The following is a 13232-nucleotide window of genomic DNA, read 5'->3' as shown; positions in this document are numbered from 1 at the left end:
CCCCCCCCCCCCCCCCCCGCCCCGCCCCCCCCCCCCCCCCCGGCGCCGCCGCCCCCCCCCCCCCCCCCCCCCCCAGGCCGATAGGAACGGGTAGGGGCGGCGGGGGCGAGGAAAAGGCCCTCGCCACCCCCCGGCGTCACTACCTCACCCGCCCCCGCTTGGCCTCCATGGCCGCCCGCCCCTCAGCCCCCTTCTTCTTCCAGTCCTTCCGAATCTCCGCCCTCAACCTCGCATCCGTCTTCGCCACGATGTACTGGTTCTCCCGCAGCAGCTTCCGGTAACTGTCGAGCCGCCGCTGCCCCAGCACCCCCGAGTCCACCGCCTCCAGCACCGCGCACCCCGGCTCAGCCGTATGCGCGCAGTCCTGGAAACGGCACCCCTGGGCCAGTTCCTCGATCTCGGCGAACACCTGGCCGACGCCCGTCCCGGCGTCCCACAGGCCGACACCCCGCAGCCCGGGTGTGTCGATGAGGACGCCCCCGCCGGGCAGGGCGAGGAGGTTGCGGGTGGTGGTGGTGTGGCGGCCCTTGCCGTCGGCGTCACGGGTGGCCTGGACCTCCATGACGTCCATGCCGAGCAGCGCGTTCGCGAGCGTCGACTTGCCCGCACCGGACTGCCCGAGCAGCACGGCCGTACCGTCGGAGACGACCGCCGCGAGGACGTCGACGCCGTCCCCGTTGGTGGAGCTGACGGTGAGCACCGGGACGCCGGGGGCGGTGGCCTCCACGTCCTCGACGAGGTAGGAGAGGGTCGTCGCGTCCGGCACGAGGTCGGCCTTGGTGAGCACCACGACCGGCTGCGCACCCGATTCCCAGGCCAGCGCCAGGAACCGTTCGACCCGGCCGAGGTCGAGTTCCACGGCCAGCGACACGGCGACGATGGCGTGGTCGACATTGGCCGCGAGGATCTGGCCCTCGGAACGCTTGGACGAGGTGGACCGTACGAACGCGTTCCGGCGCGGCAGATACGTACGGACATAGCGCGGATCGCCGACCGGTTCGACGACGGCCCAGTCACCGGTACACACGACCCGCATCGGATCGTTGGGCGTCACGAACGCGGTGTCGGCGCGCAGCACACCGTCGGCGGTGGCGACGTCGCACTGGCCTCGGTCGACGCGGATGACGCGCCCGACGAGCAGGCCTTCTGCCGCGTAGGGGGCGAATTCGGCGGCCCAGGCGTCGTCCCAGCCGTAGGGGGCGAGCGCGCGGAAGGAAGCAGAAGTAGAAGTGGACGAGGACGAGGACGAGGACGAGAGGGAAGTCAAGGGAGACCCTTCACATGGGTGACCCCGGCGCGCGCTCTCGGGCGCGAAGGAAGTGGATGTCAGCCGGTGGCCACGGAGGTGGACTTGACGAACTTCTGGATGCGGGCAGCGCCCATCGCAAAGACAGCCATCGGGTCACACCTCCTTGTCATCCTCGTCGCGGTTGTCACCATCGCCCCTCGTCGATCGGGGCGCTTCCACTCTAGGCGTGCCCCCGCTCGGCACGCCACCCAATATCCGGCTGAACAACTGGGGCCCCACCAGCCGTAACTGATCAGTGCGGCGGTTGGACCGCGCCGAGCGACCGCACCGAGCGAAGGAGCACACCATGAAGGCGACCGCGCAGATCGGCGTCACCGGCCTGGCGGTGATGGGTAGGAATCTCGCCCGGAACTTCGCCCGGCACGGTTACACCGTGGCCCTCCACAATCGGACCCCCGCCAGGACCAAGGCGCTGGTCGAGGAGTTCGGGCACGAGGGCGACTTCGTGGCCGCCGAGACGGCCGAGCAGTTCGTGGCCGCCCTGGAGCGGCCCCGGCGCCTGATGATCATGGTGCAGGCCGGGACGGCGACCGACGCCGTGATCGACGAGTTCGCCGCTCTCCTGGAACCCGGCGACATGATCATCGACGGCGGCAACGCCCACTTCTCCGACACCCGGCGCCGAGAACAGGCCCTGCGCGGGCTCGGCATCCACTTCGTGGGGGTGGGCGTCTCCGGGGGCGAGGAGGGGGCGCTCAACGGGCCCAGCATCATGCCCGGCGGCTCCGTGGCCTCGTATGCCGCACTCGGGCCGATGTTCGAGACGATCAGTGCCAAGGTGGACGGCGAGCCCTGTGTCACCCACGTCGGGACGGACGGTGCCGGGCACTTCGTGAAGATGGTGCACAACGGGATCGAGTACGCCGATATGCAGCTCATCGGCGAGGCCTATCATCTGCTCCGGCAGGTGGGGGGCTACGAGCCGGCGCGGATCGCCGAGGTGTTCCGGCAGTGGAACAAGGGGCGGCTCGACTCGTATCTGATGGAGATCACCGCGGAGGTGCTCGCGCACACCGACGCCGCGACCGGGCGGCCGTTCGTGGACGTGGTGGCCGACTCCGCCGGGCAGAAGGGCACCGGCCGCTGGACCGTGCGCAGCGCCCTGGAGCTGGGCTCACCGGTCACCGCCATCGCCCAGGCGACCTTCGCCCGCGCCGCCTCGGGCCAGCGCGCGCTGCGGGCGGCGTACCGCGAACTGCCGGGTGGCACCAGCTGGGACCTCACGGCGTACGAGGCCGAGCGCTTCGCCTGCATCGTGGAGCACGCGCTGTACGCGTCGAAGCTCATCGCGTACGACCAGGGCTGGAAGATGATCATGGACGCGTCGGCCGAGTACGGCTGGGACATCGACCTCGGGGCGATCGCGCGGATCTGGCGCGGCGGCTGCATCGTCCGGGCCGCCTTCCTCGACCGGGTCCGCGGCGCCTTCGCGGCCGACCCCTGCCGGGTCACCCTGCTGACGGAGGAGGGCTTCGCGGCCGAGATCGCCGACGCCCAGGTCCCGTGGCGCGAGGTCGTCGCCACAGCGGCCCGGCACGGCGTCCCGGTGCCCGCCTTCTCCGCCGCCCTGTCGTACTACGACACCCTGCGCGCCGAACGCCTCCCGGCCGCCCTCACCCAGGGCCAGCGCGACTATTTCGGCGCCCACACCTACCGCCGCACCGACCGCGAGGGCCGCTTCCACACTCTGTGGGAGCGGGCGGACCGGAGCGAGAGCGAAGTGATCTGATCGGGGCGGGGCTGATTTGGGCGGGGCGGGGCTGAGTTGGGCGGGGCTGAGTTGGCGGTGCCGACCTGGACTGGGCCGGCCCGCCCGGGCTGGCTGACCTGCGCGGGGCGGGCCGACCTGGGCCTGACTGGGCCGGACCAGGCGGGGTCGGACTGTTCGTGTTCCGGCTGGGCGCGGCGGACCGGCACGGCACGGGGCTGCGTAGGGCGGGGGTCACGGGGCGAGGCGTTACGGGGCTGACCGGAGCCGGCCGGACTGGGCTGGGCTGACCTGGGCCGGGTCGGACTGTTCGTGTTCCGGCGCGGCACGGAGCGGGGCTGCACAGGGCGGGCGCCACAAAGTGAAGCGCCACAGGGCCGCCCGGACCGGGCCGGGCTGACCTGCGCGGGGTCGGACTGTTCGCGTTCCGGCTCGGCGCGGGACGAACCGGCGCGGCACAGGGCTACACGGACCGGACGCCACAAGGTGAGGCGACACGAGGCCGACCGGACTCCGCTGGGCTGACCTGCGCGGGGGGGGGCTGTTCGCGCTCCGGAGCGGGGCGGAGCGGGCTGGGCCGATCCGAGCGGAGCCGGGCTGTTCCCCTTCCGCCTCGGACCGGGGCAGCGCAACGCGGCCCGGTTCGACACTGACCGGGGCCGGACGGGCACTGCACGGCAAGGGATTGCACGCCGGGGACCGGACCTCGAACGACCCGGCCCTGGCCGGTCAGGCTCGCCCCAGCCCGGTCACGCGCGGAACGCCAACAGGCACGCGCCGAACCCCAACGGTCCGGCCGGCCCTGGGGCCTGGCCGGACCGGGAAGTCGTCGTCGGGGTCAGGTCGTGCAGGTGCTGCCGTTCAGGGTGAAGTCGAACGGGGCCGTGTTGCTTCCCTGCCAGCTGGCCAGGAAGCCGAAGGAGACCGTGCCGTCGGCTGCGATCGTGCGGTTGTAGTCCGCCGCCGTGGCCGTGACTCGGGCGCCGTCCTGGGAGAAGCCCGCGTCCCACATCTGGCCGACCTGCTGGCCGTTGCGGAAGGACCAGGCGATGCGCCAGCCGTCGACGGCCTTCGTGGAGGTGACGCTGATGGTGGCCTGGAAGCCGTCGGGCCACTCGTTGACCAGGTCGTACTCGACCTCGCAGGAGGCGGGTTCGCTCGTGTCGGGGCTCGGCTTCGGGGTCTCGGCGCCATCGGTGGGCGAGGAGGTGCCCTGGGGCTCCGGGTCGGGCTTCTCGGACGGGGTCGACGGCGTGGACGTGGTGGGGGACGCGTCCGGGGCCGAGGGGTCGGGGGACACCGACGGGATCGAGCCCGCGGGGACGGTCACGCCGGACGGCAGGCCGCCCGCGGGGTCCACCACCGGCCGGCCGTCGGTCGTGCCGCCCTTCGCGGAGACGTCGTTGCCGGAGCCGTCGAAGGGCATCAGCGAGACCGTGAGGGCGAGCGCGGAGACGATGACGGCCGCGACCAGGATCGCCGTACGGCCGATGCGCGGCCGGGACTCCCCGATGGTGAGGCCGGTGTTGATGCCCGCCTCGCCACGACCGCCGAGCAGACCGGCCTCGGCGGCGCGGCGCCGGCGCTCCAGATAGGCGAGGCCGCCCCAGCCGATGACACCGCCGGCGAGCGCGGCGGGCAGGCCGCTGATCCCGCCGTACAGCCGCAGACAGGCGGCGGCCTCCGCGCACTCCACGCAGGTCGCGAGGTGCCGGGAGAGGTCCTCGGGGATCTCGGCGCCCTGCGAGCGGATGACCGCGTCGAGGAGGCGGCCGAAGTGGCGGCAGTCGGAGTTCAGCGGGGAGTCGAGGAGGTTGCGCTGGCAGCGGTCTCTGAACAGGCCGCGCACCTGGGCGAGTTCCTCGGCGACGCTCTCCGGGTCGAGGCCGAGCCTGCGGGCCACGACGGGCAGCGGCAGCGACTCCACGTCGGCCAGCCAGAGCAGGCCCGCGTCCGGTTCCTGCATGTCACGCAGGGCGCGCAGCGCGAGCGGGCGGCGCAGCGGCGGGCCCACGTACCGGGCGGCCTTGTCGGAGTTGAGCCACAGTCTCAGGTCGGGGTCGAGATGGTTGCCGTGCCCGGTCTCCTCCCAGGACGCGGCGGTACTGCGAACCGCCGCCAGGAGAAGGGGTATCCAGGGCAGGCGGGGTATGCGGCGCCCGGTGTTGCGGGCGCCGAAGTCGGCGGCCCGGGCGGCGTGGATACCATGGGTAAACGCCTCGGCGGCCAGTTCGGTGCCGGCGGACGAGCCGGACGTGCACAGGTCGGCGTAGGAGAGGACCGCGTCCCAGCACTCGGAGAACAGCGCTGCTTCGGCCGCGTCCTGAGGGGTCGGCAGATCTGGCATATGGGGGGACTCCAGCATCAACGGCTTGCACACGCCAACGTCAAGGTCAACTGACCCCAAGAACAGGGGAGTTGGGGACCGTTCCGCAAAACGGAGCCCGAGCTTTTCACGTTTCCCGCACAACTGACAAGCGACGTGTTCAGATGTCCGCACATGTCAACACGGGCTCGCCGTACGGGGGTAGAGAGTTGCGGAAACCCATGTGCGGGTCCCCGCCCCCCATACGGATCGAGGGCGTGTTCCGTTCAAACCTTCGGCTCAGACCTTCGAGTCAGATCTTCGGCTCAGACCTTCGAGTCAGACCCTCCGCTCAGACCTTCGACGCAGTATCCCTGGCCGGGAGGCTGTCCATGAAGGAGCTGACCGAGAAGACCGCGCGGCCGGGGCCGGGTTCGCCGTAGCCGGGGGGCGAGTCGAGGCCGAAGTCGTCCATCGTCCGGCGATACGCCTGCAGCAGCCGGATGTGGTACTCCAGCGGTGCGCCCTGGGGGTTGGCCTTGCCGAGCGGGGTCGTCGGCTCGGGGCACCAGGTGGTGAACCGGGGCGTGATGCCCTTCGACATGAAGAAGCGCAGGCCCTCGGTGGTGGAGTCGATGGCCTCGTCGACCGTCTTGAAGCCGAACGGCTCGGCCATCTCCACGCCCGCCACGAAGTTGGGGATCACATTGCGGGCACCGAAGATCTCCGCCGAGTCGAGGATGCGCCTGTGCCACTCGTCGCGGCCGACGTAGCGCTCCTTGCCGGGGCAGTGCAGCTTGAACAGATACTCGTCCCACACCTCGTAGTTGGGGTGGTAGATCTGCACGCCGTAGTCCTTGAAGCGCTGGACGTCGTCCTTCGGCAGCGCCTGGGCGACGACCTTGCCGATCCAGCGGCCGGGGAAGCGCTCCTCGATGGCCTTGGCGTAGTGGCCGTAGAAGTCGGCCTCGTCGCGGCCCGCGACCGTCTTGGTGATCGCGCCGCCGGTGAGGGTGTAGGCGGTGGAGGTCTTCGCGGTGTCGTACCGGTCGATGATCTCCAGGGCTTCGAGGACCTCCTCGACGTCCTTGACGCCCGTGTAGGGCCGGCCGGCCGCCTTGTGCTGGCGCCAGTTGTGGTTGATGTCGCAGTACTGGCACTCCTCCTTGGCGCCGAAGTACTGGCAGACCCGGAAGACGGTCAGGTAGATCAGGTAGCCCCACTGGATGGTGGGGGCGACCTCCATGACGGACTTCCCGTTGGAGAGCTTGTGCTTGTAGTACTCGGGCATCGGGGGCACGCCGACGTCCGAGATCCGCTTGCCGTCGAGGTAGAGGCCGAGGACGCCGTGCTCGTCGGAGGCGACCCGGTAGGGGGACGCCGGGTTCACGCGTACCGAGACGACGGTCCGGCGCAGGTCGTACGGGCCGCCGGTGAGGATGATCTCCTCGGGCGGGCGGCGCAGGGCGGCCTCGCCCAGCTCGGGGAGGGTGCCGTGGTCGAAGGAGAAGATGAAGTACGACTTCGGCTTGACGTCGCCGCCCTCGTTGTCGCTGAGCGCGGACGGGTCGAAGGCCACACCGCCCCTGAGCAGGTCCTCTTTGAAGACGGCCTCGCGCGGTACGTGCGGAAAGCGCTCCATCAGATCCTCGACCAGCGCGGTGCGGCTGCCCATCCCGTGTCTCCTCCAGCTCCGGCGGTAATCCGGTTCGACTCCTCACGGTATGCCCCCGCCTGTGTGTCCGTGGCCCCGGGGCCCCTCGGGCATGTCACCCGCACCGCCGCGTGAGAGGGTCGACACATCTGAGCGGAGGGACGGACCCGATGGCCGAGACGCTGACCAACTGGGCGGGCAACATCATCTACACGCCCAAGGAGCTGCACCGACCGCACTCCCTGAGCGCCCTGCGGGTGCTCGTCGGGGAGAGCCGGCGGGTGCGGGTGCTGGGCAGCGGGCACTCGTTCAACGAGATCGCCGAGCCGGGCGACGGCGGTGTCCTGCTCTCCCTGTCGGCGCTGCCGCAGGAGATCGACGTGGACACCGTGGCCCGTACGGTCCGGGTCGGCGGCGGGGTCCGGTACGCGGAGCTGGCCCGGGTCGTCCACGCGCGCGGGCTCGCGCTGCACAACATGGCGTCCCTCCCGCACATCTCGGTGGCGGGTTCGGTGGCGACAGGTACGCACGGTTCGGGCGTCGGCAACGGCTCGCTGGCCGCCGCGGTGCGCGAGGTCGAGCTGGTCACCTCGGACGGTTCGACGCTGACGATCGCGCGGGGCGAGGACGGCTTCGACGGCGCCGTCACCGCGCTCGGCGCCCTGGGCGTCGTCACGGCGCTCACGCTGGACCTGGAGGCGGACTACGAGGTCGAGCAGTACGTGTTCACCGAACTGCCCCTGGAAGGGCTGGACTTCGAGACGGTGGCGGGGGCCGCGTACAGCGTGAGCCTGTTCACGGACTGGCGTGGGCCGGGCTTCCGACAGGTGTGGCTGAAGCGGCGTACCGACCAGGCGCCGGTGGACTTCCCGTGGGCCGCGCCGGCCACCGGGGCGATGCACCCGGTGCCGGGGATGCCGGCCGTCAACTGCACCGAGCAGTTCGGGGTGCCGGGCCCCTGGCACGAGCGACTCCCCCACTTCCGGGCGGAGTTCACCCCGAGCAGCGGCGAGGAACTGCAGTCCGAGTACCTGCTGCCACGCCCGTACGCCGTGGACGCCCTGCGCTCCCTCGACGCGATCCGGGACGTCGTCGCGCCCGTGCTGCAGGTGTGCGAGGTGCGGACGATCGCCGCCGACGACCAGTGGCTGAGCCCGGCGCACGGCCGGGACAGCGTGGCGTTCCACTTCACCTGGGTGGCGGACACGGCGGCGGTGCTGCCCGTCGTACGGCGGGTCGAGGCGGCGCTGAACCCGTTCGGGGCGCGTCCGCACTGGGGCAAGGTGTTCGCCGTACCGGCGGAGGTGGTGAGTGGACGGTATCCGCGACTGGCGGACTTCGCGGCGCTGGCCGCGTCCCTGGACCCGTCGGCGAAGTTCACGAACGGGTTCGTACGGGACATACTGGAGCCTGTCCGGCGGACCGGGTGATCGGGTGTTCCCAGCCGACCGTCCCGGCCACCGCCGCGAAGTGCGGGGAGACTTTCTTCAGCCCCTTTCCTAACCCCTTGTCGAACCTCCCCCGCTGCCCATAGCCTTGCCGCGCGCCGGGGCCGTCGCGCCCTGGCCCGATGTCCGCACTGAGGTCGGCACGGCGAGGTCTGCACGGCGAGGGGGCAAGCCCGGTGGTGAAGCGCACATCACGTGACATCCGCACCGCGAACCGCTACGAGGCGCTGCGCCAGATCATCGCCGCGTCGCCGACGTCCCGGCAGGAGCTGGCCGCCGCCACCGGGCTGAGCCTCGCCACGGTCGCGACGCTCGTCGGTGAGCTGATCGAGCTGCGGATGATCACCGAGGTCGGGTTCGAGGACTCGGCGGGCGGCCGGCCCCGGGGGCTGGTTGCCGTGAACGCGTCGGGGGGCGCGCTGATCGGCGTCGACATCGCGGAGACGTACGTCCATGTCGAGCTGTTCGACCTCGCGCTGAACGTGCTGGCCCGCGCCGACGAGGACATGCGGCCCGGCGAGAGCCTGCCCGAGCAGGTGGTCAGCCATGTGGCCGCCGCCGTCGGGTCGGTGGTCGCGCAGGCCGGGATCGAGGGCGCGCGGGTGCTGGGCGTCGGGGTGAGCGTGCCGGGGCAGGTGGACCGGGACACCGGCGTCTCGGAGTACGCGCCCAACTGGGACTGGCACGACGTACCGCTGCTCGATCTGCTGTCCGAGGTCATCGCCTACCCCCTCTACCTGGACAATCCGCTGCGCGCCTGCGCGGTCGCCGAGATGTGGTTCGGGGCCGCGCGTGGGCGCGGGGACACGGTGGTCGTCAATCTGGGGACGGGTGTCGGTTCCGGGCTCGCGCTGCAGGGCGGGCTGTACCGGGGCGTCAGCAACAGTGCCGGGGAGTGGGGGCACACCACGCTCGTGCTGGACGGCAGGCTGTGCCGTTGCGGCAATCACGGGTGCGTGGAGGCCTATGTCGGTGCGCCCGGCATCATGCTGAACCTGCGGGAGATCGATCCGCGCAGTCCGCTGCTGCATCCCGACGACCAGACCGCCACCATCGACGCCCTCGCCCTCGCCGTGGCCGCGAACGACCCGGTGGCGCTGAAAGTCGTACGGGAGACCGCCCGTTACATCGGCGCGGCCATCGCGAACCTGGTCAACGTCCTCAACCCCGAGGTGGTCGTGCTCAGCAGCTGGGTCGCGCGCAGGCTCGGCGAGCCGCTGCTGCGCGAGGTGACCGAGGCCGTCGGCCGGCACGCGCTGAAACGGCCGTTCGCCGCGACCGAGATCGTCCTGTCCCCCATCCCCACCGATCCGGCGTGTCTGGGGGCGGCGACCTTCGCCCTGGAGGGCGCGCTGTCCTCGGCCACCCAGCGGTCGTCGGCCGCCCGGCGCACCGGCCCGATGCCCCTGAAGTAGGTCTGGGCCAACGGCCGTCGACGTCCGCGCGAACCGCCGTCGAGGCGGTCCGCGACTCCGGCGTGTCCGCGGTCGATCCGGCCTCGTCCGGCATCCCGAACGCCTCACAACGTTTCGAACGGGCTTCGTCCAACCCCTTGCCGAAGCCTTAGCCGAAGGTTAACGTCCCGCTCCGCAACCTCATTTGAGCCATCTGGCGCTGAAGCGACAGGGCAGCGGCCGTACTCGAGACAAGGACGTCACATGTCGGCATTGAGCAACAGCAACTGGGACCGCCGGAACGTTCTGCGGGCCGCCATGGGCCTGGCCGCGGTCGGCGGACTCGCCGCGTGCGGCGGCAACACCGGTCGTAGCAGCGGCGGTTCGGGCGACGCGCTCGTCCAGTACTTCCACGCGTACGGCGAGGCGGGCACCGAGCAGGCCATCAAGAAGTACGCCAAGGCCTACAAGGGCGCCAACGTGACCACGCAGTGGATCACCGGCTCCAACTTCGAGCAGAAGCTGTTCGCCGCGCTGCTCACCAAGAACGCGCCCGACGTCTTCGAGTTCCACCCGCAGATCCAGCTCATCAAGAGCGGCCAGGTGGCGGACCTGACGGACATCATCGCCCCGGTCAAGGACGACTTCAACCAGGCCGACATCACGTCGCACACGGTCGACGGGAAGATATACGGCGTCCGGATGATCGACGACCCGCAGTTCTTCTTCTACCGGCCCTCGCTCTTCGCGAAGGCCAAGGTCGAGGTGCCGACCACGCTGGAGGAGCTGATCGAGGCCGCCGCCAAGCTCAAGACCGCCAAGATCAAGGGCGCCTACCTCGGCAACGACCTCACGCCGGTCCAGAACAACCTGATCTGGTCCGCGGGCGCCGACACCCTCACCGCGGACAACAAGCCCGCCTTCAACACCGACGAGGTCGCCGCGGGCCTGAAGCAGCTGCGCACCCTGTTCACCAGCGGCGACCTGCTGCTCGGCGCCCCGACCGACTGGTGGGACCCCTCGGCCTTCATCCAGGGCCTGACGGCGATCCAGTGGTGCGGCATGTGGGCCATGCCGGCCATGATCGAGGCGCTCGGCGACGACATCGGCATCTTCCCCTTCCCGAAGGTCGGATCCGCCGGCAAGCAGTCGGTCACCAACGGCGGCTGGTCGATGTTCGTCAACGCCAAGGGCGACAACGTCGACGCGGCCAAGGAGTACGTGAAGTGGCTGTGGATCGACCAGAAGGAGTACCAGGAGGACTGGGCGACCTCCTACGGCTTCCACATCCCGCCGCGCACCTCCCTCGCGCAGAGCGCCACCAAGCTCCAGACCGGGCTGCCGGCCGAGGGCGTCAAGCTGTTCAACGAGTTCGGCCACTTCGACAACATCGGCTGGACCCAGGCCATGATCTCCTCGGTCAACGACGTGATGGCCAACTCCGTCCGTAAGGACGACGACCCGAAGGCCCAGCTCGACGCGTGCGAGAAGAAGGTCGACACCGAACTCAAGAAGCTCTTCGGATAGACCACCGGACGGATAGCGACATGTCGACCACCACCACGCGCGGGGTCGCCCAGCCCGCCCCGGCCAAGGTCTCCAAGGACCGGCCGAGGCGGGGCCTGCGGGCCGGCTCCACCTTCAACTTCTGGCTCTTCACCGGGCCCTTCCTCATCGGTCTGATCGTCTTCGTCTTCGTGCCGATCGGCTGGAGCATCTACCTCAGCTTCTTCGAGGCCCGCTTCACGGTCACCCCGAGCGACTTCGTCGGCTTCGAGAACTACACACAGGTCCTCACCGACGTCGACTTCCTGAACTCCCTGGTCACCTTCACCGTGTTCGCGGCGTTCATCGTGCCCACCACCTGGGCCTTCTCGCTGGGCCTGGCCCTGCTGGTGAACCGGCTGCGGTTCATGCGGGCCTTCTTCCGCTCGGTCTTCTTCCTCCCGACGGCGGTCAGCTATGTCGCCGCCTCGCTGATCTGGAAGATGTCGATCTTCAACGGCGTCCGCTTCGGCCTCGCCAACACCGTCCTCAGCTGGTTCGGCATCGACAACATCGCCTGGCTCGCCGTCCCCGACCCGCCCTGGTACTGGCTGGTCATCGTGACCCTGCGGCTGTGGCTCCAGTCCGGCTTCTACATGATCCTGTTCATCGCGGCGCTGCAGAACATCCCGCGTGAGCTGTACGAGGCCGCCGCCATCGACGGTGCCAAGCCGGGCTGGCAGACCTTCCGCTTCATCACCCTGCCCCAGCTGCGGGCGACGTCGACCGCGGTGATCCTGCTCCTGCTGGTCGCCGCCTACCAGGCCTTCGACGAGTTCTTCAACCTGCTCGGCAAGGCCACCTGGGGACAGCCCCCGCTGGTCGAGCTGTACAAGATGGCCCTCGGTGAGAACCAGAACTACGGCGCGGGCAGCGCGGGCGCCGTCGTGCTGACGATGCTCATCTGCGTCGTCACGCTGCTGCAGGGCAAGATCATGGGCTTCGGAAGGGGGGAGGAGTCCAAGTGACCACCACAGCACCCGAGATCGACAGGACGACCGCACAGCCGGCCAAGGCCACCAAGGTCAAGCGCGGCGGCGTGATCGGCAACACCGGCCTCTACCTCGCGACCGGCGTCGCCGGCCTGCTCTTCCTGATCCCCTTCTACCTGATCATCCGCAACTCGCTGATGGCGGACCCGGAGATCACCGGCGAGAACTGGAAGTGGTTCCCCGCCGACATCCAGTGGGGCAACATCACCGAGCCGTTCGACGACGTCACCGTCGACTTCGCCCGGTCGATGTGGAACTCCGTGGTCGTCGCCGTCCTGCACACCTCGGGCATCCTCCTGGTGTGCTCGCTCGCCGGGTACGGGCTCGCGCGCATCCCCTACAAGCACGCGAACAAGGTGTTCTACCTGGTCCTGGTCACCCTGATGGTGCCGACCGCCGTGACCTTCGTGCCCAGCTTCGTCCTGGTCTCCTCCCTGGGCTGGGTCGACAGTTACCGAGGTCTCATCATCCCGGGCCTCTTCAGCGGTTTCACCTGCTTCCTCTTTCGGCAGTACTTCCTGGGGTTCCCGAAGGAGCTGGAGGAGGCGGCACGCGTGGACGGGCTCGGCTACTGGGGCGCGTACTGGCGTGTCGTCGTACCGAACTCGCTGAACTTCTTCGCGGCCATTGCCACAATCACGTTCATCAACGGCTGGAACGCCTTCCTGTGGCCTCTGGTCATCGGCCAGGACCCCAGTGCCTGGACGGTCCAGGTGGCGCTGTCGTCGTACATGACGAACCAGACGGTGAACTACCACCTGATCTTCATGGCGACGGCCATCTCTATCCTTCCCTTGGTGTTCGTGTTCCTCTTCCTCCAGCGCTGGCTGGTGCAGGGGATCGCGCAGACCGGAATCAAGGGCTGAACCAAGGGCTG

The 13232-nt window shown here is 70.0% G+C and carries 9 protein-coding genes; 6 read left to right on the top strand and 3 right to left on the bottom strand.

Going from position 1 to position 13232, the window contains the following annotated elements:
- Positions 1 to 139: 139 nt before the first annotated feature.
- On the bottom strand, positions 140 to 1267 hold the full coding sequence (rsgA, locus tag CW359_RS07020) for a ribosome small subunit-dependent GTPase A (RefSeq protein ID WP_105968880.1): 1128 nt from the start codon (positions 1265 to 1267) through the stop codon (positions 140 to 142).
- 328 nt (positions 1268 to 1595) lie between these two features.
- Between rsgA and gndA the strand changes: the two genes are divergently transcribed.
- Positions 1596 to 3038, top strand: coding sequence for an NADP-dependent phosphogluconate dehydrogenase (gene gndA, locus CW359_RS07015; protein ID WP_105968879.1), 1443 nt, complete (start codon positions 1596 to 1598; stop codon positions 3036 to 3038).
- Between the two features lie 817 nt (positions 3039 to 3855).
- Here gndA and CW359_RS07010 read toward each other — a convergent pair.
- Together CW359_RS07010 and CW359_RS07005 are read right to left on the bottom strand one after the other, a co-directional pair.
- Complete coding sequence (locus tag CW359_RS07010; RefSeq protein WP_105968878.1) at positions 3856 to 5364, bottom strand: cellulose-binding domain-containing protein; 1509 nt, start codon at positions 5362 to 5364, stop codon at positions 3856 to 3858.
- Positions 5365 to 5674: 310 nt separating this feature from the next.
- Positions 5675 to 6997 carry a radical SAM protein gene (locus CW359_RS07005; protein ID WP_105968877.1) on the bottom strand — a complete coding sequence of 441 codons (1323 nt, stop codon included), beginning with the start codon at positions 6995 to 6997 and terminating at the stop codon, positions 5675 to 5677.
- Positions 6998 to 7146: 149 nt separating this feature from the next.
- On the opposite strand from CW359_RS07005, the gene CW359_RS07000 reads away from it, so the two are divergent.
- The 5 genes from CW359_RS07000 (at position 7147) to CW359_RS06980 (ending at position 13221) form a co-directional block, all read left to right on the top strand.
- Positions 7147 to 8406, top strand: a complete 1260-nt coding sequence (locus tag CW359_RS07000) for an FAD-binding protein (RefSeq protein ID WP_105968876.1) — start codon at positions 7147 to 7149, stop codon at positions 8404 to 8406.
- Between the two features lie 140 nt (positions 8407 to 8546).
- Positions 8547 to 9839 (top strand): ROK family protein, encoded by a 1293-nt coding sequence (locus CW359_RS06995; RefSeq protein ID WP_198655110.1) that lies wholly within the window; start codon positions 8547 to 8549, stop codon positions 9837 to 9839.
- 243 nt (positions 9840 to 10082) lie between these two features.
- The gene (locus tag CW359_RS06990; protein WP_105968875.1) at positions 10083 to 11345 is read left to right on the top strand and encodes an ABC transporter substrate-binding protein; all 1263 of its coding nucleotides are present in this window, start codon (positions 10083 to 10085) and stop codon (positions 11343 to 11345) included.
- Positions 11346 to 11365: 20 nt separating this feature from the next.
- Positions 11366 to 12331, top strand: coding sequence for a carbohydrate ABC transporter permease (locus CW359_RS06985; RefSeq protein ID WP_105968874.1), 966 nt, complete (start codon positions 11366 to 11368; stop codon positions 12329 to 12331).
- A complete protein-coding gene (locus CW359_RS06980) occupies positions 12328 to 13221 on the top strand; it encodes a carbohydrate ABC transporter permease (RefSeq protein ID WP_105968873.1) in 894 nt (297 codons plus the stop codon). Before CW359_RS06985 ends, CW359_RS06980 begins: the two co-directional genes overlap by 4 nt.
- Positions 13222 to 13232 lie beyond the last annotated feature (11 nt).

Origin of the sequence: Streptomyces geranii (assembly GCF_002954775.1) — a bacterium.
Classification (GTDB): Bacteria; Actinomycetota; Actinomycetes; order Streptomycetales; family Streptomycetaceae; genus Streptomyces; species Streptomyces geranii.
The sequence above is the reverse complement of the archived record's forward strand: the minus strand, read 5'-3'. Positions and strand labels throughout refer to the sequence as shown.